At 74.4% G+C, this 21,248-nt stretch carries 20 protein-coding genes and 1 other RNA gene; 11 read left to right on the top strand and 10 right to left on the bottom strand.

From position 1 onward, the window contains the following. Window positions 1-144: 144 nt before the first annotated feature. Window positions 145-516: a transfer-messenger RNA gene (ssrA, locus tag NWP10_RS03220) on the top strand. A 59-nt stretch (window positions 517-575) separates the two neighbouring features. Here the strand turns inward: ssrA and NWP10_RS03215 are convergent. Genes NWP10_RS03215 through NWP10_RS03195 form a run of 5 tightly spaced genes read right to left on the bottom strand, consistent with a single transcriptional unit; the run spans window position 576 to window position 5,055 of the window. After that, window positions 576-1,016, bottom strand: a complete 441-nt coding sequence (locus NWP10_RS03215) for a CrcB family protein (protein ID WP_258299874.1) — start codon at window positions 1,014-1,016, stop codon at window positions 576-578. Further along, window positions 1,013-1,588 carry a CrcB family protein gene (locus NWP10_RS03210; protein ID WP_258299873.1) on the bottom strand — a complete coding sequence of 192 codons (576 nt, stop codon included), beginning with the start codon at window positions 1,586-1,588 and terminating at the stop codon, window positions 1,013-1,015. Before NWP10_RS03210 ends, NWP10_RS03215 begins: the two co-directional genes overlap by 4 nt. Next, window positions 1,588-2,421: a histidinol-phosphatase gene (gene hisN / locus NWP10_RS03205; RefSeq protein WP_258299872.1), complete on the bottom strand. Its 834-nt coding sequence runs from the start codon at window positions 2,419-2,421 to the stop codon at window positions 1,588-1,590. The genes NWP10_RS03210 and hisN overlap by 1 nt, the downstream gene beginning before the upstream one ends. Window positions 2,422-2,449: 28 nt before the next feature. Continuing rightward, a complete protein-coding gene (gene rsgA, locus NWP10_RS03200) occupies window positions 2,450-3,550 on the bottom strand; it encodes a ribosome small subunit-dependent GTPase A (protein WP_258299871.1) in 1,101 nt (366 codons plus the stop codon). After that, on the bottom strand, window positions 3,550-5,055 hold the full coding sequence (locus NWP10_RS03195) for a 3-phosphoshikimate 1-carboxyvinyltransferase (protein ID WP_258299870.1): 1,506 nt from the start codon (window positions 5,053-5,055) through the stop codon (window positions 3,550-3,552). Before NWP10_RS03195 ends, rsgA begins: the two co-directional genes overlap by 1 nt. A gap of 232 nt (window positions 5,056-5,287) precedes the next feature. On the opposite strand from NWP10_RS03195, the gene NWP10_RS03190 reads away from it, so the two are divergent. Next, window positions 5,288-6,001 carry a sigma-70 family RNA polymerase sigma factor gene (locus tag NWP10_RS03190; RefSeq protein ID WP_026106873.1) on the top strand — a complete coding sequence of 238 codons (714 nt, stop codon included), beginning with the start codon at window positions 5,288-5,290 and terminating at the stop codon, window positions 5,999-6,001. After that, a complete protein-coding gene (gene rsrA, locus NWP10_RS03185; protein ID WP_017488542.1) occupies window positions 5,998-6,276 on the top strand; it encodes a mycothiol system anti-sigma-R factor in 279 nt (92 codons plus the stop codon). The genes NWP10_RS03190 and rsrA overlap by 4 nt, the downstream gene beginning before the upstream one ends. A 161-nt stretch (window positions 6,277-6,437) precedes the next feature. Here the strand turns inward: rsrA and NWP10_RS12475 are convergent, their stop codons facing one another. From NWP10_RS12475 to NWP10_RS03175, 3 genes are all read right to left on the bottom strand, one after another. Then, window positions 6,438-6,512, bottom strand: coding sequence for a 50S ribosomal protein bL37 (locus tag NWP10_RS12475; protein WP_096498094.1), 75 nt, complete (start codon window positions 6,510-6,512; stop codon window positions 6,438-6,440). Between the two features lie 51 nt (window positions 6,513-6,563). Then, window positions 6,564-7,169 carry a GDSL-type esterase/lipase family protein gene (locus NWP10_RS03180; protein WP_017488543.1) on the bottom strand — a complete coding sequence of 202 codons (606 nt, stop codon included), beginning with the start codon at window positions 7,167-7,169 and terminating at the stop codon, window positions 6,564-6,566. Window positions 7,170-7,245: 76 nt separating this feature from the next. Then, the gene (locus NWP10_RS03175) at window positions 7,246-10,974 is read right to left on the bottom strand and encodes a multifunctional oxoglutarate decarboxylase/oxoglutarate dehydrogenase thiamine pyrophosphate-binding subunit/dihydrolipoyllysine-residue succinyltransferase subunit (RefSeq protein WP_258299868.1); all 3,729 of its coding nucleotides are present in this window, start codon (window positions 10,972-10,974) and stop codon (window positions 7,246-7,248) included. Window positions 10,975-11,175: 201 nt separating this feature from the next. On the opposite strand from NWP10_RS03175, the gene NWP10_RS03170 reads away from it, so the two are divergent. The 6 genes from NWP10_RS03170 (at window position 11,176) to NWP10_RS03145 (ending at window position 18,105) form a co-directional block, all read left to right on the top strand. Next, window positions 11,176-12,657 (top strand): GuaB1 family IMP dehydrogenase-related protein, encoded by a 1,482-nt coding sequence (locus NWP10_RS03170; protein ID WP_258299867.1) that lies wholly within the window; start codon window positions 11,176-11,178, stop codon window positions 12,655-12,657. Window positions 12,658-12,865: 208 nt separating this feature from the next. Beyond that, window positions 12,866-14,185, top strand: a complete 1,320-nt coding sequence (locus NWP10_RS03165; RefSeq protein ID WP_258299866.1) for a hemolysin family protein — start codon at window positions 12,866-12,868, stop codon at window positions 14,183-14,185. Further along, complete coding sequence (locus tag NWP10_RS03160; protein WP_017489040.1) at window positions 14,182-15,240, top strand: hemolysin family protein; 1,059 nt, start codon at window positions 14,182-14,184, stop codon at window positions 15,238-15,240. Before NWP10_RS03165 ends, NWP10_RS03160 begins: the two co-directional genes overlap by 4 nt. A 134-nt stretch (window positions 15,241-15,374) precedes the next feature. Next, entirely contained in the window at window positions 15,375-16,409 is a 1,035-nt protein-coding gene (locus tag NWP10_RS03155) for a metal ABC transporter substrate-binding protein (RefSeq protein WP_258299865.1), read from the top strand. A gap of 2 nt (window positions 16,410-16,411) precedes the next feature. Continuing rightward, window positions 16,412-17,302: a metal ABC transporter permease gene (locus NWP10_RS03150; RefSeq protein ID WP_184171669.1), complete on the top strand. Its 891-nt coding sequence runs from the start codon at window positions 16,412-16,414 to the stop codon at window positions 17,300-17,302. Next, the gene (locus NWP10_RS03145; protein ID WP_184171667.1) at window positions 17,299-18,105 is read left to right on the top strand and encodes a metal ABC transporter ATP-binding protein; all 807 of its coding nucleotides are present in this window, start codon (window positions 17,299-17,301) and stop codon (window positions 18,103-18,105) included. The genes NWP10_RS03150 and NWP10_RS03145 overlap by 4 nt, the downstream gene beginning before the upstream one ends. A gap of 15 nt (window positions 18,106-18,120) precedes the next feature. Here NWP10_RS03145 and NWP10_RS03140 read toward each other — a convergent pair whose 3' ends face one another. Continuing rightward, a complete protein-coding gene (locus tag NWP10_RS03140; RefSeq protein ID WP_158492081.1) occupies window positions 18,121-18,558 on the bottom strand; it encodes a Fur family transcriptional regulator in 438 nt (145 codons plus the stop codon). A 119-nt stretch (window positions 18,559-18,677) separates the two neighbouring features. Here NWP10_RS03140 and NWP10_RS03135 point away from each other — a divergent pair, with 119 nt between their 5' ends. Both NWP10_RS03135 and NWP10_RS03130 read left to right on the top strand, forming a co-directional pair. After that, the gene (locus tag NWP10_RS03135; RefSeq protein WP_184171665.1) at window positions 18,678-19,805 is read left to right on the top strand and encodes a sulfurtransferase; all 1,128 of its coding nucleotides are present in this window, start codon (window positions 18,678-18,680) and stop codon (window positions 19,803-19,805) included. A gap of 46 nt (window positions 19,806-19,851) precedes the next feature. Continuing rightward, on the top strand, window positions 19,852-20,280 hold the full coding sequence (locus NWP10_RS03130; protein ID WP_017489023.1) for an HIT family protein: 429 nt from the start codon (window positions 19,852-19,854) through the stop codon (window positions 20,278-20,280). A gap of 29 nt (window positions 20,281-20,309) precedes the next feature. Here NWP10_RS03130 and NWP10_RS03125 read toward each other — a convergent pair. After that, a partial coding sequence (locus NWP10_RS03125; RefSeq protein WP_258299864.1) for a DUF3418 domain-containing protein occupies window positions 20,310-21,248 on the bottom strand: 939 nt, incomplete at its 5' end.

Raw genomic sequence — 21,248 nt, 5'->3', positions numbered from 1 at the left:
CTGGCGACCGCGGAGAATGCCCGTGGGGAATGCGGACCGGGTGTGCTACGTTGTATCTCTCGCAGGGCCGGTTTCAGGACCGGCGGGCCGCGCGCCCCTCGCCTGCAGTGGTGATTGACAACCTCATAGAGGAGTCGCCCCCAAGGGGCCGATCGGTTTCGACGGTGTGTGTCGCGTCGGGAGAAGCGGGCCGAGGATGCAGAGTCATCTCGTCAAACGCTCTCTGCAAACCAATAAGTGCCGAATCCAAGCGCACTGACTTCGCTCTCGCTGCCTGATCAGTGATCGAGTCCGTCAGCCCGGGAATGCTGTCGTCCCGGACCCTGGCGTCATCTAGATAGCCACTGGGCATCACCCTTGTCGGGGGTCGTGATGCCGACATCAATCCGACTGGGCCCGGGTTGTCCGCCCGTCTGCGGGACGGACAGGGCCGAGCAACACCCATAGCAGACTGCGCCCGGAGAAGACCTGGCAACACCTCATCGGACGCGGGTTCAATTCCCGCCGGCTCCACTCACCACCTGCGAAGGCCCCGGGACGTCACGTCCCGGGGCCTTCGTCGTGCCCGGGGGGCCTCAGGCCAGCAGCAGGCGGGCGCCGAGCCCCAGGCCCCATCCCGCCGCGGCGGCGAGCAGGCCGAGCCCGAGGTGCGCGGCCCAGATCCGGCCCGCCGCGCCCCAGCGGCCGGCCAGGACCGCGTCCGCCGCCTGCCCGGCCACCGTGGACCACGTCCCCAGCGCGAGGCAGAACCCGGCGGTCAGGCTCGCCACGAGCAGGCCCGCGGCGCCGAGCGGGTCCCCGGCGAGGCCGCTCGCGTAGACCAGGGACGGCAGGGCCAGGGCGAGGCTGAAGCCGAGCACGCCGGCGGCGAGGGTGTTCGCCGCAAGCACGCCCCGGCGGGGCAGGTGCTCCTGCAGCGTCAGGCGCAGCAGGGCGCCCAGGGCGCCGCCGGCGGCCAGCACGGCGAGGCCGAGGACCCACTCCCACGGGGACGCCCCCATCAGCGCCGGGCTCATGCCGGCACCCCGCCCGCCGCCGTGCCGTCAGAGGCCACCCCGTCGACCCGGGCCTCGGCGTCAGCGCCGCGGGCGGGCGCGCCGCCGAGCCGCAGGCCCAGGACCGCGGCCGCCGTCGAGAGCGCGGCCACGAGCGCCAGCAGTGCCAGGGGCGGCAGGAGCAGGCCGGCCGTCGCGGACAGGAACCCGCCCACCCCGGAGGACGCGGCGATCGCGGACCAGCCGGCCTCCAGGGGCGTCAGGAGGAACACGGCCGCCGCCGTCGCGATGGTGGTGAAGGAGCCCAGGAAGCCGGTGCCCAGGCCGGCCACGAGCGCCGGCCGCCGGTCCAGGCCGGCGTGCCGCGAGCGGGCCAGGAGCAGGCCGAGCAGGAAGGAGCCGAGCACGTTCACCACGGCCAGGGGGAGCGCGGCGAAGGCGAGCGCGGCCACGGGGCCCAGCCCGACCCCGCCGTCCCGCCCCGCCAGGGCCAGGAGGCCGCCGACGCCGACCAGTTCCATCGCCGTGCTGCCGGCCACCACGCCGGCGGCACCGCCGAGGGCGACGGCGCCGCGCACGCCCGGCGCGCGCATCAGTCCTCGCCGCCGCCGGACGGGCGCAGCCGCGCGAGGACGTCCTCGTGCAGCAGGCCGTTGGTGGCCAGGGCGTGGCCGCCGAACGGGCCGTCCTCGCCGTCGAGCGAGGTGAAGCGGCCGCCGGCCTCGCGCACGATCGGCACGAGCGCGGCCATGTCGTGCAGCTCCAGCTCGGGCTCGGCGGCGACGTCCACGGCGCCCTCGGCGACGAGCATGTAGGACCAGAAGTCGCCGAAGCCGCGCACCCGCCACACGTCCGAGGTGAGCTGCAGGAACTCGCGGATCGCGCCGCGCTCGCGCCAGCCCTCGATCGAGGAGAAGGACAGGGAGGCGTCCGCCACGTCGTCCACTCCGGAGACGGAGATCCGCTGGGCGCGGGTGAGCGAGGTGCCGGCGAAGGCGCCCTGGCCCGCGGCGGCCCACCAGCGGCGGTGCAGCGCGGGGGCGGAGACGACGCCCACCACGGGCTCGCCGTCCACGAGCAGCGCGATCAGCGTGGCCCACACGGGCACGCCGCGCACGAAGTTCTTGGTGCCGTCGATGGGGTCCACGACCCACTGGCGCCCGGAGCGGCTGAGGGAGCCGCCGAACTCCTCGCCCACGATCCCGTCCCGCGCCCGGGCCCGGGAGAGGGTGGAGCGGATGGACTCCTCGGCGGCGCGGTCCGCGTCCGTGACGGGCGTCAGGTCCGGCTTGGTGCTGACCTCCAGGTCCTGGGCCTTGAACCGGGACATCGTGATCGAGTCCACGTTGTCCGCCAGCATGTGGGCCAGCCGCAGGTCCTCGGTGAGGTCGCGGCCGCGGTTCGCAGGGTTCTCAGGTCGCTCCATGGCGCCCACGCTATACCGCGCGCCCGGCTCAGTCCTCGGACGACGCGGAATCCTCCGCGCCGGCCGGGCCCAGCCGGTTGCCCAGCAGGCGCCGCAGCGAGGCCAGGCGGGCGGCCCCGGAGGGCCCCGCGTGGCCGGCGGCCACCCAGCCGTCCAGGCCGCAGCCGGGGGAGTCGGCCGTGTGGGCGCAGCCGCGCGGGCAGTCGGCGAGGCCGCCGGCGAGGTCGTCGAACGCCTCCACCACCCGGTCCGGGTCCACCCAGCCGAGCCCGAACGAGCGGATGCCGGGGGTGTCCACCACCCACGTGTCCGCCAGCGGGGCGCCGTCGTCGTCCGTGAGCGGCAGGGCGAGCGCCGAGGAGGAGGTGTGCCGGCCGCGGCCGGTGACGGCGTTGACGTGCCCCGTGGCCCGCTCGGCGCCGGTGAGGGCGTTGAGCAGGGTGGACTTGCCCACGCCGGACGGGCCGACGAACGCGCTCGTGTGCCCCTGGAGGCGCTCGGCCACCCGGGCTACGAGCGCCCCGTCGAGGGCGGTGTCCCCGGTCTCGGCCTCGAACACGGCGGCCCCGGAGGTCATCACCTCCAGGTCGAGCGACTCGTAGTGCGCCACGAGGGCGGCGGGGTCGCGCAGGTCGGTCTTGGTGATGAGCAGCACCGGGTGGATGCCGGCGTCGTAGCAGGCCACCAGGGCGCGGTCGATGAAGCCGGTGCGCGGCTCCGGGTTGGCGGCGGCCACCATGATGACCAGCAGGTCCGCGTTGGCCACCACCACGCGCTCCACCTCGTCCGAGTCGTCGGCCGAGCGGCGCAGCACCGTGGAGCGCTCCTCCACGCGGACCACGCGCGCGAGGGTGCCCTCGTCGCCGGAGAGGTCGCCCACCACGGCCACGCGGTCGCCCGTGGCGATCGGCGTGCGGCGCAGCTCGCGGGCCCGCATGGCGGTGATCCGCTCGTCCAACCGCTCCGGCAGCACCACGGTGTACCGGCCGCGGTCCACGGTGGTCACCATGCCCACGACGGCGTCCTCGTGCTTGGGGCGCTCCTTGGTGCGGGGCCGGGTGCCCCGCTTGGACGGGCGCACCCGTACGTCCGACTCGTCCCACGCGCTGGGGTCCACGCGGCGGCCCATCAGAGCGCCCCCGCCTCGTCTGCGCCGGCGGCCGGGGCCACCAGGGACGTCCACATCGCCGGGAAGTCCGGCATGGTCTTGGCGGTGGTGGTCACGTCCACCACGGCGGTGCCCGGCACCCGCAGCCCGACGACGGCGGCGAACGTCGCCATCCGGTGGTCGTGGTAGGTCTGCGCCACGGCGGGCGTCAGGGGTCCCGAGGCGTCCGTGCCGGGGAAGCCGAGGGCGTCCGCCTGCTCGTCGACCTCGACGCCGAAGCGGGCGGACTCGGCGGCGAGGGCGGCGAGCCGGTCCGTCTCGTGCCCGCGCAGGTGCCCGATGCCGGTCAGGCGGGTGGGCCCCTCCGCGAGGAGGGCGAGCGCCGCCACCGTGGGGGCGAGCTCGGCCGTGTCCGCGACGTCGCGCGCGCCGGTCACGAGGGGAGTCCCGTCCGGGCGGGTCCCGCCGGTCACGGTGAGGGCGGCCCGGGAGCGGTCCGTGCGGTCCACGGTCAGGGCCACGCTCGCGCCGAACGCCGGCAGGATCCGCCGCCACCGGTCCCCGATCTGCGTGGTCCGGGTCGGCCAGTCCGGGACCGTCACGGAGCCGCCGGTGACGGCGGCCGCGGCCAGGAACGGGCCGGCGTTGGACAGGTCGGGCTCGATCGCGGCCTCGTGCGCGGCGATCCCGCCGGGCGCCACGGTCCAGGACGTCGCGTCGGGCTGCTCCACCCGCACGCCGAGCGAGCGCAGGACGGCCACGGTCATGCCCACGTGCTCGGGGCTGGGCACGGTGGCCCCGGTGTGCCGCAGCCGCAGGCCGCGGGGCATCGCCGCGGCGGCCAGCAGCGCGCCGGAGAGGAACTGGGAGGAGGCGCCGGCGTCCACGGCCGCCTCGGGGACCGGCGCCGCGGGGGAGTGCGCCCCGGCGGCCCCGTCCTCGGACGCCCGGGGCCCACCGGCCACGGTGGCGGCGTCCGGCGGGGTGTGGACGGTGAAGGGGAGCAGGCCCGGCTCGCCCTCCTCGTGGACGGTCACGCCCAGCCGGCGCAGGGCGTCGATCACCGGGGCCATCGGGCGGACCCGCGCGCCGGCGTCGCCGTCGAAGCGCACCCGGCCGAGGCGCAGCGCCGCCACGAAGGGCACGAACCGCATGACCGTGCCGGCCAGGCCGCAGTCCACCTCGACCTCTCCTTCCAGCGGCTTCCCGAGGGGGAGGGGGTGCACCCGCAGGCCGCCGTCGGGCAGGTCCTCGAACCGGGCGCCGAGCGACTCCAGGGCCGCGCGCATCAGCGCCGAGTCCCGCGAGACGAGCGCGCCGCGCAGCGTCACCGGGCCGTCGGCCACGGCCGCGAGCACCAGGTGGCGGTTCGTCAACGACTTCGAGCCCGGCAGCCGCACCGTGCCGCGCACCGGACCCCGCGCCGCGGGCGCGGGCCAGGCGACGACGTCGCCGGCGAGGGGCTCGGCGGGATGCTCGGACGGGTGCTCTGACGGGTCCTCGGGGGCAGGCGTGGGGCGGGTCACGGCCCCAGCCTATCGGGCGCGCGGACGGGCCCGGCGGGACGACGACGGGCCGGTGACGGGTCGATGACGGAGCGCCGGCGGGGAATACCGCCCGGTCGGCGGGCGCTGACCCCGGTGCACCCCGTGCCCGCCCGGCACGGGGCACCCGCCCCCGCAGGACGCCGTCGGAGAGGAGCCGTGCATGAGGACCGCCCTGATGGCGCGCCCGGACCGAGACGTAGACTGGCGCGCGATGAGCACTGACAACAGCATGCCGGAGATCGCCCGGCCCGCCGACGCCCCGGAGCACGACCGCGCGGACATCGACGTCGTCGCCGAGTCCGAGCAGCAGCGGCGCGCGCGCTTCGAGCGCGACGCCCTCGAGTTCGTGGACCAGCTCTACTCCGCCGCCATGCGCATGACGCGCAACCCGCAGGACGCCGAGGACCTGGTGCAGGAGGCCTACACCAAGGCGTACTCCTCATTCCACCAGTACCGGCCGGGCACGAACCTCAAGGCGTGGCTCTACCGGATCCTCACCAACACGTACATCAACCTGTACCGCAAGCGGCAGCGCCAGCCCCTCGAGGCGGACAGCCCCGAGGTGGAGGACTGGCAGATGGCCCGCGCGGCCGAGCACACCTCCTCCGGGCTGCGCTCCGCCGAGACCGAGGTCCTGGACCACCTGCCGGACTCCGAGGTGAAGGACGCCCTCCAGGCCATCCCCGAGGAGTTCCGCCTGGCCGTGTACTTCGCGGACGTGGAGGGCTTCGCCTACAAGGAGATCGCCGAGATCCTCGACGTGCCGATCGGCACCGTCATGTCCCGCCTGCACCGCGGCCGCAAGCAGCTGCGCGAGCGCCTGGCCGACTACGCCGCCGAGCGCGGCATCAAGGCGCAGCCGAAGAAGACCGGGCGCGGGGCCGCGAAGAAGACCGAGACGAGCACGAAGGAGGCCACGCGATGACCGCGGACCAGCACGGCCGTGAGTGCCGCGACGCCCAGGACGACACCCTGGAGCGCCTGTACCAGTACCTCGACGGCGCCCTGACGCCCGAGGAGCTCGACCAGGTGCGCGCCCACGTGGAGGACTGCGAGGACTGCCGCCACCAGCAGGAGCTCGAGCAGTTCATCCGCACCGCCGTCCGCCGCTCCTGCCAGGAGAAGGCGCCCGAGCAGCTGCGCACCACCATCCTCAGCCGCATCACCCAGATCTCGACGACGCGCGTCACCTCGCGCTGACGCCCCCGCCGGGGCGCCGCCGTCGTGCGCCGTCCGCGGACGGGGCCGGGCGGGGCAGGGCGACCGCAGACGAACGCAAGGGCCGTCCCCCTCGGGGACGGCCCTTGCGTCATCGTGTCCAGCGGGTGCTCACCCGGCCGGTCCACAGCGCCGATCAGTGATCAGGCGTTGGGACGCTTGCCGTGGTTGGCACCGCCCTTCTTGCGGTCGCGACGCTTGCGTGCACGCTTGCTCATGGCGTCTCCCTTCGACGAGTCGGTCAGCGGTCAGTGGACCATTCTGTCACATCAGGCGGTGGGCTCCGGCAGACCCAGCCACTGGTACCAGCCGCGGTGCAGCACGAGCCAGGCGATGAGCCCGTGGCCGGCCTGGCCCGGACGGCCCTCGCCGGCGGCCAGGTCCGCGCGCCACTGCTCGTGGCCCTGCAGCGGGGTGAACGTGTCCACGTACACGTGGCTGCGCCGGTCCGCGACGTCCAGGTAGGCGGCGTTGAGCTCGGCCAGGCGGGCGTTGCGCTCCTCGTCCAGCGTGGGCGTGGGGCCCACGACCAGCACGGGGATGCCGCGCTGGGAGGCGGTGTCCAGCACGTTGGCCAGGTTCAGGCGCGACCGGGCGGTCGAGGACGCCTCCAGGTCCAGGTCGGCGTCCGAGAGGGCCACCACCAGGCGGTTCTCGGTGTCCTCGGAGTAGCGGCGGGAGGCCTCGCCCCACCAGCGCTCGTTGAGGTCCTCGGTGGTCTCGTGCGGCACGGCCAGCACGTAGTTCTCCAGCTCCACGCCCGGGGCCTGGGTGCGGGCCAGCACGCGGCCCCACCAGCCGATGGCGCGGGCGTCGCCCGCACCGGCCAGGAGGTGGTCGCCGACGGCGGCGATCCGGATCCGGCGGTCGTTCACGGTGTGTCCTTTCGTCGGCCGACCCGGCGCCGCCGCCGCACTCGAGGGTGCGGTGGCGGCGCCGGGACGGTCCGGGTCAGCGGGCGAACCCGGCGTCCAGCAGCGTGGAGAGCTCCTGGTCGTGGCGGCCCTTGGTGCCGGCCGAGGTCGAGGCGGACGCCAAGCGGGACACCAGCCGCACCTCGCGGTCGAGCTGCGGCAGCAGGTTCAGCGCCATGAACGGCCACGGGCCCTGGTTGGCGGGCTCGTCCTGCACCCACACGACCTCCGCCTGCGGGTAGGCCTCGAGGGCCGCGCGCAGCTCGTCCAGGGGCAGCGGGTAGAGCTGCTCCACGCGGACGATCGCGGTGGTCTCGTCCCCGTCCTTGTTCCGGCGGGCGAGCAGGTCGTAGTACAGGCGGCCGGAGACCAGCTGCACGCGGGTGACCTTCTTCGGATCCACCCCGGCGTCCGGGATGACCGGCTGGAAGCGGCCCTCGGTGAAGTCCTCCACCGAGTTCGCGGCGGCCTTCAGGCGCAGCAACTGCTTCGGGGTGAACACCACGAGCGGGCGGCGCGGGCGGGCGTAGGCCTGCTCGCGCAGCAGGTGGAAGTGGTTGGCGCCCGTGGTGGGGTTCACCACGCGCATGTTGTCCTCGGCGCACATCTGCAGGAAGCGCTCGATGCGGGCGGAGGAGTGGTCCGGGCCCTGGCCCTCGTAGCCGTGCGGCAGGAGCAGGACCACGGAGGAGGTCTGCGCCCACTTCTGCTCGGCGGAGGAGATGAACTCGTCGATGATCGTCTGCGCGCCGTTGACGAAGTCGCCGAACTGCGCCTCCCACAGCACGAGCGCGTCGGAGCGCTCCACGGAGTAGCCGTACTCGAAGCCGAGGGCGGCGTACTCGGACAGCAGCGAGTTGTACACCCAGAACTTCGCCTGGTCCTCGGAGAGGTTCTTCAGCGGCGCCCACTCGTCGCCGGTGATCCGGTCGTGGAACACCGAGTGGCGCTGCGTGAAGGTGCCGCGCTGGGAGTCCTGGCCCGCCAGGCGGACCGGCACGCCCTCCATGAGCAGGGAGCCGAAGGCCGCCAGCTCCGCGAAGCCCCAGTCGATCCCGCCGTTGACGGCCATCTTGGCGCGCCGCTCGAGCAGGGCCGCGAGCTTGGGGTGCACGGTGAAGCCCTCGGGGACGTCGATGTGCGCCTGGCCGATGGCCCGCAGGGTCTCGGCGGAGATCGCCGTGGACTCGGGGGCCTCGGGGGCCTGGTCGCGGTCCTCGGCCGGGCGGATGCCCTCGCCGCCGGAGGACGCGGAGCCCTCGTGGGTCTCCGCGAACACGCGCTCGAGCTGCTGCTGGTAGTCCTTGAGCGCGGTGTCCGCCTCCTCCTGCGTGATGTCGCCGCGGCCCACGAGGGACTCGACGTACAGCTTGCGGGTGGAGCGCTTCTGCTCGATGAGGTTGTACATGCGCGGCTGGGTCATCGAGGGGTCGTCGCCCTCGTTGTGGCCGCGACGGCGGTAGCAGACGAGGTCGATCACGACGTCCTTGTTGAACCGCTGGCGGTACTCGAACGCGAGCTCGGCCACGTGCATCACGGACTCGGGCTCGTCGCCGTTCACGTGCAGGATCGGCGCCTGGATGGTCTTGGCCACATCCGTGGAGTACACGGCGGAGCGCGCCTGCGTGGGGGGCGTGGTGAAGCCCACCTGGTTGTTCACGATCACGTGGATGGTGCCGCCCGTGCGGTAGCCCGGCAGCTGCGAGAGCTGCAGGACCTCGGTGACGACGCCCTGGCCGGCGAAGGCCGCGTCGCCGTGCACGAGGATCGGCAGCACCGAGAAGGAGTCGGGGCGCTGGCCGCCCAGGTCCAGGCGGTCCTGCTTGGCGCGCACCACGCCCTCGAGGACCGGGTCCACGGCCTCCAGGTGCGAGGGGTTGGCCGCGAGGTACACGCGGGTGCTGTTGCCGGCGTCCGAGACGAACGTGCCCTCGGTGCCCATGTGGTACTTCACGTCGCCGGAGCCGGAGGTGCCGCCGGGGGTGGCGCCCTCGAACTCGCGGAACACCTGGCCGTAGGTCTTGCCGGCGATGTTCGTGAGCACGTTGAGGCGGCCGCGGTGGGCCATGCCGATGGCGACCTCGTCCAGGCCCGCGTCCGCGGCGTCGCCGAGGATGCCGTCCAGCAGCGGGATCAGGGACTCGCCGCCCTCGAGGGAGAAGCGCTTCTGGCCGATGTACTTGGTCTGCAGGAACGTCTCGAACGCCTCGGCGGCGTTGAGGCGGCCCAGGATGCGCAGCTGCTCCTCGCGGGTGGGCTTGGCGTAGGGCTGCTCGAGCTTCTCCTGGAACCAGGCGCGCTCGGCAGGGTCCTGGATGTGCATGTACTCGACGCCGATGGTGCGGCAGTACGCGTCGCGCAGCACGCCGAGGATCTTGCGCAGGGTCAGCGTGGAGGCGCCGCCGAAGCCGCCCGTGGGCCACTGGCGGTCCAGGTCCCACAGGGTGAGGCCGTGCTCGCGGATGTCGAGGTCCGGATGGTACGGCATCGAGTACTCGAGCGGGTCCACGTTGGCCATCAGGTGGCCGCGGTCCCGGTACGCGTGGATGAGCTGCTGGATGCGGGCGACCTTGCCGACCTGCTCCTCCGGGTTCACCTGGAGGTCCTGGGCCCAGCGGACGGGCTCGTAGGGGATGCGCAGGGAGTGGAAGACCTCGTCGTAGAAGCCGTCCTCACCGAGCAGCAGGCCGTGCACGATCTTGAGGAACTCGCCGGAGCCGGCGCCCTGGATCACGCGGTGGTCGTACGTGGAGGTGAGGGTGATGGTCTTGGAGATCGCCAGGTCGTGCAGCGTGGACTCCGCGGCGCCCTGGAAGGCGGCCGGGTAGGTCAGCGCGCCGACGCCGATGATGGCGGCCTGGCCCTTGGACAGGCGGGGCACGGAGTGCACGGTGCCGATGCCGCCGGGGTTGGTCAGGGAGACCGTGGTGCCGGCGTAGTCGTCCATGGTCAGCTTGTTCTTGCGGGCGCGCTGGACGAGGTCGTCGTAGGCCTGCCAGAAGCCGCGGAAGTCCAGGGTCTCGGCGGCCTTGACGTTGGGCACCACGAGCGAGCGGGAGCCGTCCGGGCGGGGCAGGTCGATGGCCAGGCCGAAGTTCACGTGGGCCGGCTCCACCATGGTGGGCTTGCCGTCGCGCTCCTCGTAGGTCACGTTCATGGACGGCATGGCGGCGAGGGCGCGCACCACGGCGTAGCCGATGAGGTGGGTGAAGGAGACCTTGCCGCCGCGGGTGCGGGCCAGGTGGCTATTGATGACCACGCGGTTGTCGATGAGGACCTTGGCGGGCACGTCGCGCACGGTGGTGGCCGTGGGCATGGACAGGGAGGCGTCCATGTTGGTGGCCACGGCCTTGGCCATGCCCTTGAGGACGGTGGCCTTCTCCTGCTTCTCCTCCTTGGCGGCGTCCTTCGAGGGGTCCGCCGGCTCGGAGGGGACGGCCTGGGCGGCCGGGGTCTTCTTGACCTTCGGGCCCGTGCTCGTGGAGGTCTCCTTGGGCTGGGCGCCACGGGCGGGGGCCGGCTTGGCCTTCGGCTCGGTGACCTTGGCCTCGGCCTGGGACTCCGCCTTCGGGGCGGCCTTCGCCGCGGCCTGGGCGGGGGCCTTCTCGGCGGGGGCGGGCGCGCTGGCCTCGAGGCGGGCGAAGATCTGCGCCCACTGCCGGTCCACGGAACCGGAGTCCGCGCGGTACTTCCGGTAGGTCTCGGCGACGAGCCGTTCGTTCCCCGGGAACTCCTGAGCGAGCCGGTCCGACGTGAGTTCTGGCACTGTGTAACGCCTCTTCCTGAGCATTGGGATGCAGTGTGCTGCGCAGGGCCGACTGCACAGGGGTGCGAGGGGCCGCGAACGCCTTGGGACATCATAGATCTTCGCGGCCCGCGCTGGGGATGCCGGACGCCCCGTCTCGCACGGGGTCCCCGGGCGTCGGAGCGCCTGTGCGGCGTCCGCCCGGTCTGCGAGACTGCCACCATGCGCTTCCTCACCTCCCCGACGGTCGACCTCACCTACAACGACGTCTTCCTGGTGCCCTCCCACTCGGAGGTCACGAGCCGCCTGGACGTGAACATCGCGCCCGACGACGGAACGGGCGCCACCATCCCGCTGGTCTCCGCCAACATGACCGCCGTCACCGGCCGGCGCATGGTGGAGACGATGGCCCGCCGCGGCGGACTCGGCATCCTCCCGCAGGACGTCCCGGTCGAGGTGATCGCGGAGGTGGTGCGCCGCGTGAAGGCCGCGCACCCGGTGGCGGACACCGCGCTCACGGTGGGCCCGCAGGACACGGTCCTGGACCTGCTGCACCTGGTGGACCGCCGCAACCACGGCGCGGTGTGCGTCGTGGACGCCGACGGCGGCCTGCTCGGCGTCGTGCGACCGCGGGACTGCGAGGACGTGGACCGCTTCGCCTCCGCCGCCTCCGTGATGCAGCCGGCCTCCGTCACCCTCACCCCGGCCGAGCTCGGCGAGGCCGGCGGCGCGGACGGGGCACAGGCCCTGCGCGCGGCCTTCGACCGCCTGAACGCGGCCGGGCAGGACATGGCGCCCGTCGTGGAGCCGGCCGCCGGCTCCGCCGCCCCCGCGCTGCGGGGCGTCGTCACCGCGGCGGGGCTGCTGCGCTCCTCGCTGTTCACCCCGAGCCTCGACGACGCCGGCCGCCTGCGCGTGGGCGCGGCCCTCGGCGTGAACGGGGCGGTGGGGGACAAGGCCGCCGCCCTCGTGGAGGCGGGCGTGGACGTGCTCGTCGTGGACACCGCGCACGGGCACCAGCAGTCCATGCTCGACGCCCTGGCGGCGGTGCGCGCCCTGGACGCGCCGGTGCCCGTCGTCGCCGGCAACGTGGTCTCCGCCGACGGCGTCCGGGACCTGGTCGAGGCGGGCGCGGACATCGTGAAGGTGGGCGTGGGCCCGGGCGCCATGTGCACCACACGCATGCAGACCGCGGTGGGCCGCCCGCAGTTCTCCGCCGTGCTGGAGTGCTCGGCGGCGGCGCGCGACCTCGGGGCGCGCGTGTGGGCCGACGGCGGCGTGAAGCATCCGCGCGACGTCGCCCTGGCGCTCGCTGCGGGGGCGAGCTCGGTGATGATCGGCTCCTGGTTCGCCGGGACCCTGGAGTCGCCCGGCGACCTCGTGCACGGCCCGGACGGCCGCCGCTACAAGGAGAGCTTCGGCATGGCCTCCGCCCGCGCGGTGCAGCACCGGACCCGCCACGAGGACGCCTTCACCAAGGCGCGCAAGGCGATGTTCGAGGAGGGGATCTCCTCCTCCCGCATGTACGTGGACCCGCGCCGGCCCTCCGTGGAGGACCTGATCGACACCATCACCTCCGGGGTGCGCTCGTCCCTGACCTACGCCGGCGCGCAGGACCTCGCCCAGTTCCGGGACCGCGCCGTGGTCGGCGTGCAGTCCGCCGCCGGCTACGAGGAAGGCCGCCCGGTCGCCTCGTCCTGGTGAGCGCCCGCCCCGCCCGCCCCGCCGCGCAGGACCCCGCCCGGCGGAGTGTCGGGAGGGGTCCGCGCCCCTATACTGGCGGCACTATGGATCACCCTGACACCTGTGTGCCAGACCGCCCGTCCGCGCCCGCGGACGCGGCCGGATCGGAGCCCTCCAGTCCCGGTGCAGCGCACCGCCCCGCCGAGGCCGCGGGAGGGGGTGAGAGCGGATGGAGTGGCTCCTGCTGATCCTGGGGTTCGCCCTGGTCCTGGGGACCGGCTTCTTCGTGGCCGTCGAGTTCTCCATGATCGCCATCGACGTCCCCACCGTGCAGCGCATGGTGGACGAGGGGGACAAGGGCGCCGAGCCGCTGCTGCGCTGCCTCAAGTCCCTCTCCACCCAGCTCTCCGCCTGCCAGCTCGGCATCACCCTGACCACCCTGCTCACCGGCTACGTCATGGACCCGGCGATCAGCCGGCTGATCGACCCGGTGCTGCTCGACGTCGGCGTGCCCGAGTCCGTCGTGGGCACGGTCTCGCTCGTGATCGCCATGGTGGTGGCCACCCTGCTGTCCATGCTGATCGGCGAGCTCATCCCCAAGAACATGGCGATCGCCGAGCCGATGACCATCGGCCGCGCGCTGGCCCGCCCGCAGTTGCTCTTCAGCACCGTGTTCAAGCCCGCGATCCTCGTGCTCAACGGCTTCTCCAACGGCGTGCTGGCCCGCTTCGGCATCGAGGCCAAGGAGGAGATCTCCGGCGCCCGCAGCCCGGAGGAGCTCTCCTCCCTCGTGCGCCGCTCCGCCCAGCTGGGCACCCTCGACGAGCAGACCGCCACCTTCCTGGACCGCACCCTGCGCTTCGCGGACCGCACCGCCGCGGACGTGATGACCCCGCGCATCCGCGTGGAGACGGTCGGCGAGGGTCAGCCCCTGCCGGAGGTGGTGGACCTGGCCCGCCGCACCGGCTTCTCCCGCTTCCCCGTGATCGGCGAGTCCTCGGACGACATCCGCGGCGTCGTGCACGTGAAGAAGGTCGTGGCCGTACCGCGCGAGCGCCGCGCGGACCTCGAGGCCGGCTCCCTGATGACGGAGGTCATCCGCGTCCCGGAGACCGTGCACCTGGACCAGCTGCTGGCCGAGCTGCGCGACGCCAACCTGCAGATGGCCGTCGTCGTGGACGAGTACGGCGGCACCGCCGGCGTGGTCACCCTCGAGGACGTGGTGGAGGAGATCGTCGGCGAGGTCGCCGACGAGCACGACAAGGTCACCCCGGGCGTGCTCCAGACGGCCGCGGGCCGCTGGTACTTCCCGGCCGAGCTGCGCCCGGACGAGGCGCAGGCCCAGATCACGTCCCTGTCGGTGCCGGAGGACGGCGCCTACGAGACGATCGGCGGATTCATCATGGCCCGCCTCGGCCGCCTGGCCGCGGTCGGGGACGTGGTGAGCGTGGACGGCGGAACGCTGTCCGTGGAGCGGATGGACGGCCGGCGGGTGGAGCGCGTGCGCTTCGACCCGGCCGCCGCCGGGGGCGAGGAGGCCCGCGCATGAACGAGGACGTGATCGGCATCCTGTGGCTGGTGGTCCTGCTCGTGGCCAACGCCTTCTTCGTGGCCGGCGAGTTCGCCGTCATGGGCGCGCGCCGCTCCCAGATCGAGCCCAAGGCCGAGGCGGGCTCCCGCCCCGCCCAGGTGGCCCTCTACGCGATGGAGCACGTCTCCCAGATGCTGGCGGTCTGCCAGCTGGGCATCACGGTCTGCTCCCTGCTCATCCTCAACGTCTCCGAGCCCGCCCTGCACCACCTGCTGGTGGGGCCGATGACGGCGCTCGGCGTCCCCGACGCCGCCGCGGACGTCACGGCCTTCGTCCTGGCGCTGCTCGTGGTCACCTTCCTGCACGTGACCTTCGGCGAGATGGTGCCCAAGAACGCGGCGGTGTCCTTCGCGGACCGGGCCGTGATGATCCTGGCCCGCCCGCTCGTGTGGCTGTCCAAGCTGCTGCACCCGATCGTGACGGTGCTGAACTGGACGGCCAACGTGGTGCTGCGCGCCTTCCACATCGAGCCGAAGGACGAGGTCGCCTCCTCCTACACGCTCGAGGAGGTCCAGTCGATCGTGGCCGAGTCCACCCGCTCGGGCACCCTCGAGGACGAGTCCGGCGTGCTGCACTCGGCCCTGGAGTTCTCCGACCACACGGCCGGGGACGTGATGGTGCCGCTCGAGAAGGTGGTGACGGTGCCCGAGGGCATCACCCCGCACGACTTCGAATGGACGGTGGGCCGGGTGGGCTACTCCCGGTTCGTCGTGGAGGACCCCGACGGCGGCTACACCGGCTACCTGCACCTCAAGGACGTGCTCATGGTGGGCCCGTCCGGGCACGAGGAGCCGATCCCGCTGACGCGCGTGCGCTCCCTGGCGAACGTGCGGCTCGAGGACGAGGTGGAGGACGCCCTGGCGCTGATGCAGCGCACGGGCTCGCACCTGGCCCGCGTCATCACCCCCGAGGGGGAGACCGCCGGCGTCCTGTTCCTCGAGGACGTGCTCGAGGAGCTCGTGGGCGAGATCAACGACGTGACGCAGTCCCCGCGCCGCTTCCGCCCCGCCTGATCGGCGCGCCCCGGCCCCTTCCCCGCCGCCCGCGGGGGAGGGGCCGCCGTCGTCCGCGGGCCTGCTACGATGAGAATCGTTGTCAATTGCAGGCGGCCCGGACTCGTCCCGCCGCCGACCCCGAAAGGACCCCCGTGCACCGCACCCCCCGCCGTCGCGCCGCCGCCGCGCTGACCCTGGCCTCCGCCCTCGCCCTCGCCGGCTGCGGGGCCGACTCCGGCGGGGACGGGCAGGCGGGCTCCGGCGATCCGGCCGCCGTGGCCACCACCACGCAGCTCGGCTCCGTGCTGGGCGACGTCGCCCGGTGCGCCGACGCCACTACGGCCACGGTGATGGGCCCCGGGGACGACCCCCACGACTTCGCGCCGTCCTCGCAGCAGGTGGCGCAGATGGCCCGCGCGGGCCTGGTCTTCGCCAACGGCCTCGGCCTCGAGGCCGGCATGGCCTCGGCGCTGGAGAACGCCGCCCAGGACGGCGCGCAGGTGCTGGAGGTGGCCCCCCGCCTCGACCCGCTGCCCTTCGGCGCCGGCGAGGGCCACGACGACCACGCCGACGGGCACGCAGGCGAGACCGCGGAGGAGCACGCGGCCCACGCCGAGGAGGGCTCCGCCGGCGCACACGACGGGCACGACCACGGCTCCCAGGACCCGCACGTGTGGATGGACGTGGCCCGCATGGCCCGCGCCGCCGAGGTGATGGGCGACGCCCTCGCCGAGCACACCGGCGAGGACCGGTTCGCCGACTGCGGCCGTCAGGTGCGCGGCGAGCTCGAGGCGACCGACGCCGAGGTCCGCGAGATCCTGGCCGCCGTGCCCGAGGACCGTCGCCGGCTGATCGCCGACCACGACGCGTACGGCTACTTCGCCGCCGCCTACGGCTTCGAGGTCGCGGGCGTGGTGGTCCCCGGCGGCTCCACCGACGGCGAGCCCTCCTCCCAGCGCATCGCCGAGCTCACCCGCGCCGTGGCCGACTCCGGCGCCGACGCGCTGGTGACCTCGGCCGGCGGCGGCGCGCCCACCGTGGAGTCCATCGCCGCCGACGGCGGCGGCTCCACCCCGGTCGTCGAGCTCTACGAGGGCGGCGTCGGCCCGGACGACGGCGAGCAGGCCGGCTACGCCGAGGCCATGCTGCACAACGCCCGCGTCCTGGCCGACGCACTGGGGGAGTGAGCATGGACTGGCTGATCGAGCCCTTCCTGCTGGGCTTCCAGCAGCGGGCGCTGGTGGGCGGGCTCATCGCCGCCGCGCTCTGCGCGGTGGTGGGCACGTGGCTCGTGCTGCGCGGCATGAGCTTCTTCGGCGACGCGTTCGTGCACGGCGTCATGCCGGGCATCGCCCTGTCCGTGGTGCTCGGCTTCGACGCCCACCTCGGCGCGGCCCTGGCCGCCCTCGTGATGCTCGCCGGCATCTCGCTGGTGCACCGGGCCACCACGCTCAAGGAGGACACCGCCATCGGCCTGCTCTTCGTGGGCATGATGGCGCTCGGCGTGGTGATCATCTCCCTCTCCGACTCCTACACCGGCTCGCTCACCGCCATCCTCTTCGGCGACGCCCTCGGCGTCACCTGGGAGGGGATCGTGCGGCAGGGCGTGATCGCCGCGCTCGTGCTGGTGCTCGCCCTCGTGCTCTACCGCCCGCTCATGGCGCTGAGCTTCTCCCCGGCCAAGGCGCGCTCCCTGGGCATGCGCCCGCGCCTGACCCACGCGCTGCTGCTGGTGATGATCGGCGCCGCCGTGATCGGCTCCTTCCAGGCCGTGGGCACCGTGCTGGTGTTCGGCCTGCTCGTGGGCCCGCCCGCCACCGCGGCCCTGCTGACCCGCACCGTGCCGCAGATGATGGCGCTGGCCGTGCTGCTCGGCGCCGCCGGCGTCACGATCGGCCTCGTCCTGAGCTACCACCTCGGCACCGCCGCCTCCGCCACCATGGCCCTCGTGCCGATCGCGATGTTCTTCGTGGTCCTGGCCGGCCGGGCGGGGCTGCGCGCCCTGCGCAGCCGCCGGGTCCGCGCGGACCGCCGGCGCGCCGTCGTCGAGACCCCCACCCGCAGGAGCGTGTCCCCGTGAGCCGATCCGCCGCCGTCGTCCCCGAGGCCGCCCCCGCGCCGCTGGCCGTGGCCGAGCACCTCGAGCTGCGCCACGGGGACCACCTGGCCGTCGAGGCCTCCTCCTTCACGCTGCCGGCCGGCTGCGTGGTGGCCGTGATCGGGCCCAACGGGTCCGGCAAGTCCACCCTCCTGCAGGCCCTCGCCGGCGTCCTGGACCCGGCCGCGGGCCGGCTCGAAGTGCGCGGGGAGAGCCCGTCCCGGCACGGGCGGCTCATCTCGTTCGTGATGCAGTCCCTCCAGTTCCCGCAGGGGGTGCCGCTCACGGTGCACGACGTCGTCACGATGGGCCGGTACACCACCGCCGGCTGGTTCCGCCGCCTGGGCGCGACGGACCGCGCCGCCGTGGCCGCCGCGATGGAGCGGGTGCGCGTGACGGACCTGGCGGACCGGCACCTGGACCAGCTCTCGGGCGGGCAGCGCCAGCGCGTCTACGTGGCCCAGGGCCTGGCCCAGGAGCACGACGTGCTCATGCTGGACGAGCCCGTCACGGGCCTGGACATCGTCTCCGCCCGCACCATCGACGAGATCATCCACGAGCAGCCGGAGCGGGGGGTGTCCGTGGTCTACACCACGCACGACCTCGACGAGGCCGCCGCCGCGGACCACGTGGTGCTCATGGACGGCCGAGTGGTGGCCAGCGGCCCGCCCGCGCAGGTGCTCACCGCCGCCAACCTGGACGCGGTGTACGGCCGCGGGGCGCTGCACGCCCCGCTGCTGGTGCACCTCGACGACCCCGCCGACTGCCCGCCCGACCGAGGCTGAGGCAGGCCGGGCGGCTCAGCCCGCGTCCGCGGCCCGGGTCGCGGCGCAGTCGGCGCACACGCCGGTGATCTCCACGGTGTGCTCGGCCTCGGTGAACCCGTGCTCCGCGGCGATCCGGGCCGCCCACGCCTCGACCGGGGGAGCGGTGACCTCCACGGTGGACCAGCACAGCCGGCACACCAGGTGGTGGTGGTGCCCGCGGGCCTCGCAGCGGCGATACACGGACTCGCCGTCCTCGCGCCGCAGCACGTCCACCTGCCCGTCCTCGAGCTGCTGCTGCAGGGTCCGGTAGACGGTGGCCAGGGAGATCCGCTCGCCCTCCTCCTGGAGGCGCGCGTGCAGCTCCTGGGCGCTCACGAAGTCCGGGATCGTCTCCAGCGCGCGGTCCACGGCGGCCTTCTGCCGGGTGGCGCGGGGGCGGACGACGCGGGGTCCGGGATCGGGGGCGCTCACGCTGGCTCAGGTCTCCTTCTGCGGCGTCGGCCGCGTCCGCGGCGGGGGCGTCGGGCCCCTCGAGGGGCGCCCTCCAGGCTATCAGCGGCCCCGGACGGCGGGTGGAGTAGGGTGTCCGGGTGCACAGCGAGAGCCTGGACCCATCCCCCGTCCCGGACCGCCACGGCTCCGACCCGGACCGTCCCGACCCACTCGTCGTCGTGGACGGGGCCGAAGGCCGCGTGGTCCCGGCGCCGACGGCCGACCCGTCGTCCACCCATGATGCGGGCGGCGACCCGGCCTCCGGCGGCGAGGGCGTCGACCCCGCGGCCGCCGAGCCGCCCACCCTCGTCTCCGTGGGGGTGCTCGCCGACTGGCTCGGCCTGAGCCCCACCGAGCCGCTGCCGGAGGTCCCCGAGGCCCCCGCCTACGCCCAGCCCGGCCGCTGCCGGCCGCGGCGCTTGGTCCTGCTCGACGTCCGCTTCCGCGCCACGGGCGGCGGCGCGGACCACGAGGCCTACCTGCGGGGCCACCTGCCCGGCGCCGTCTACGTCTCCCTGCCCAGCCGGCTGGCAGGCCACGCCGGCCCCGCCGCCGGCCGCCACCCCCTCCCGGACCCGCGCCAGTTCGCGGAGACCGTGCGCATGTGGGGGATCGACGACGGCGACACAGTGGTGGTCTACGACGACGACCGGGGCCTGTCCGCGGCGCGCGCCTGGTGGCTGCTGCGGCACGCGGGCCTGCGGGACTCGATGCTCCTGGACGGCGGCCTCGCCGCGTGGCGCGCGGGCGGCCTGCCCCTGCAGCCCGGCGAGGTCATCCCCATGCCCGGCTCGGCCCGCACCTCCTGGGGCCGGATGCCCGTGGTGGACACCTCCGGCGCCGAGGCGATGGCCTCCGGCGGCCTGCTCCTGGACGCCCGCGCCGCCGAGCGCTACCGCGGGGAGACCGAGCCGATCGACCCCGTGGCCGGGCACATCCCCGGGGCCCGGAGCCTGCCCACCGCCGGCTCCCTGGCCGAGGACGGCCGGCTGCGCCCCGCCGAGGAGCTCGCCGCGCGGTTCGACGCCGTGGGCGTGGACGACGAGACCCCGGTCGCGGTGTACTGCGGCTCGGGCGTGACCGCGGCCCACGCCGTGCTCACCCTGGCCGTCGCGGGGCGTCCCGGAGTGGCGCTCTACCCCGGTTCGTGGTCAGCATGGATCCAGGACCCGTCCAACGCCGTCGCGGTCGGCCCCGACCCGCACGGCGAGCCCGGCCGGGACTGACGAGCCCCCCGGGGCGACGCCCCGACGACCCACCAGGAGGACCCCCATGGCCAGCGTCTTCAGCAGGATCATCGCCGGCGAGCTGCCCGCCCGCTTCGTGTGGCAGGACGAGACGTGCGTCGCGTTCCTCTCCACCGGCCCCCTCAACCCCGGCCACGCCCTCGTGGTGCCCCGCGAGGAGGTCGACGCGTGGGTCGACGCCGACCCCGCCCTGGTGGCGCACCTGATGATGGTGGCCCAGCAGCTGGGCAAGGCCCAGGTCCGGGCCTTCTCGGCGCAGCGCGCGGGCCTGATGGTGGCCGGCTACGAGATCCTGCACCTGCACGTGCACGTGTGGCCCTCCAACTCCTTGGCCGACTTCGACCTGGACCGGGTGGACAACTCCCCGGACCCGGCCGAGATGGACGACGCCGCCGCCCGCCTGCGCGCGGCGCTGCGCGAGCTGGGCCACGGCGAGGTCGTCCCGCAGGACTGAGCCGCTCGGACCCGCTCCGGCCGTCCGGCTCAGGCCCGTGCGGCCTGGGCCAGCGCCTGGCGCACCCGCTTCTCCGAGACCGAGACGGCCGTGCCCAGCTCCTGGGCGAAGAAGGAGACGCGCAGCTCCTCGATGAGCCAGCGCACGCGCTCGAGGTCCGCGGGCACCGGCACCCCGGAGAACCGGGCCCGGTGCGCCTGCACGGCGGCGTCGAACTCGTCCTCGAGGCGCTGCACCACGGCCATGTGCTGGCCGTCGCGCTGCAGGTGCCCGCCGGCGTCGAGCCGGTCCAGGCGCACCAGGATGCCCTGCAGGTAGCGGGGCAGGTGCTGCAGCCGCTCCCAGCCCGTGGCGGCCACGAACCCGGGGAACACGAGCTGCTCCAGGTGGGCCTTCACGTCGGACAGCGCCGGGGCCATGGCCAGCGAGACGGACCCCTTGAGGCGGCGCCGGACCTCGGCCGCGCGGGAGAGGACCTGCTCCACGAGCCGCGTCACGGCGAACACCGTGTCGATCAGGTCCGCCCGCACCCGGTCGAAGAGCGTGCGGAAGGCGGCCTCGTCGAAGGGCAGCTCGTCGCCCACGAGGCGGTCGACGGCGGCCTGGGAGCAGTCGGCCACGAGGGAGTCCACGGAGCCGTGGGGGTTCTGGGTGAAGGTGAGCTTCTCGCGGTTGTCCAGGTGGTCCAGCACGTAGCGCTGGGGGCTGGGCAGGGTCGCCAGGAGCAGCCGGATCACGCCGGCGCGGTGCCACGCGGCCTGGTCCTCGGCCGAGCGCGCCACCGTGAGGCCCGCGGCGGGGCCGCCCTCGGCGGTCGTCTCGGGCACGAGCGCGGGGTAGCCGGTGATGGCCGGCCCGCGGGCGCCCGGGTCGGTGGTGATGCGCCGCGGGACCGTCCCGATGCTCCACGAGGTCAGCCCGTGGCGCTCGGCGAACGCGGGAGCCGCGCCGCCCGCGCCCTGCGCGCC

The sequence above is a fragment of the Micrococcus sp. HG099 genome, from assembly GCF_024723355.1.
Classification (GTDB): Bacteria; Actinomycetota; Actinomycetes; order Actinomycetales; family Micrococcaceae; genus Micrococcus; species Micrococcus endophyticus.
This window is presented reverse-complemented; position numbering and strand designations above follow the sequence as displayed.

Excerpts from the sequence above, each read along its gene's own strand:
- NWP10_RS03215 (WP_258299874.1), bottom strand. The coding sequence starts at position 1,016 with ATGAGCCCGGCGCTGATGGGGGCGTCCCCGTGGGAGTGGGTCCTCGGC.
- NWP10_RS03210 (WP_258299873.1), bottom strand. The coding sequence starts at position 1,588 with ATGCGCGCGCCGGGCGTGCGCGGCGCCGTCGCCCTCGGCGGTGCCGCC.
- hisN (WP_258299872.1), bottom strand. The coding sequence starts at position 2,421 with ATGGAGCGACCTGAGAACCCTGCGAACCGCGGCCGCGACCTCACCGAG.
- rsgA (WP_258299871.1), bottom strand. The coding sequence starts at position 3,550 with ATGGGCCGCCGCGTGGACCCCAGCGCGTGGGACGAGTCGGACGTACGG.
- NWP10_RS03190 (WP_026106873.1), top strand. The coding sequence starts at position 5,288 with ATGAGCACTGACAACAGCATGCCGGAGATCGCCCGGCCCGCCGACGCC.
- rsrA (WP_017488542.1), top strand. The coding sequence starts at position 5,998 with ATGACCGCGGACCAGCACGGCCGTGAGTGCCGCGACGCCCAGGACGAC.
- NWP10_RS03170 (WP_258299867.1), top strand. The coding sequence starts at position 11,176 with ATGCGCTTCCTCACCTCCCCGACGGTCGACCTCACCTACAACGACGTC.
- NWP10_RS03165 (WP_258299866.1), top strand. The coding sequence starts at position 12,866 with ATGGAGTGGCTCCTGCTGATCCTGGGGTTCGCCCTGGTCCTGGGGACC.
- NWP10_RS03160 (WP_017489040.1), top strand. The coding sequence starts at position 14,182 with ATGAACGAGGACGTGATCGGCATCCTGTGGCTGGTGGTCCTGCTCGTG.
- NWP10_RS03150 (WP_184171669.1), top strand. The coding sequence starts at position 16,412 with ATGGACTGGCTGATCGAGCCCTTCCTGCTGGGCTTCCAGCAGCGGGCG.
- NWP10_RS03130 (WP_017489023.1), top strand. The coding sequence starts at position 19,852 with ATGGCCAGCGTCTTCAGCAGGATCATCGCCGGCGAGCTGCCCGCCCGC.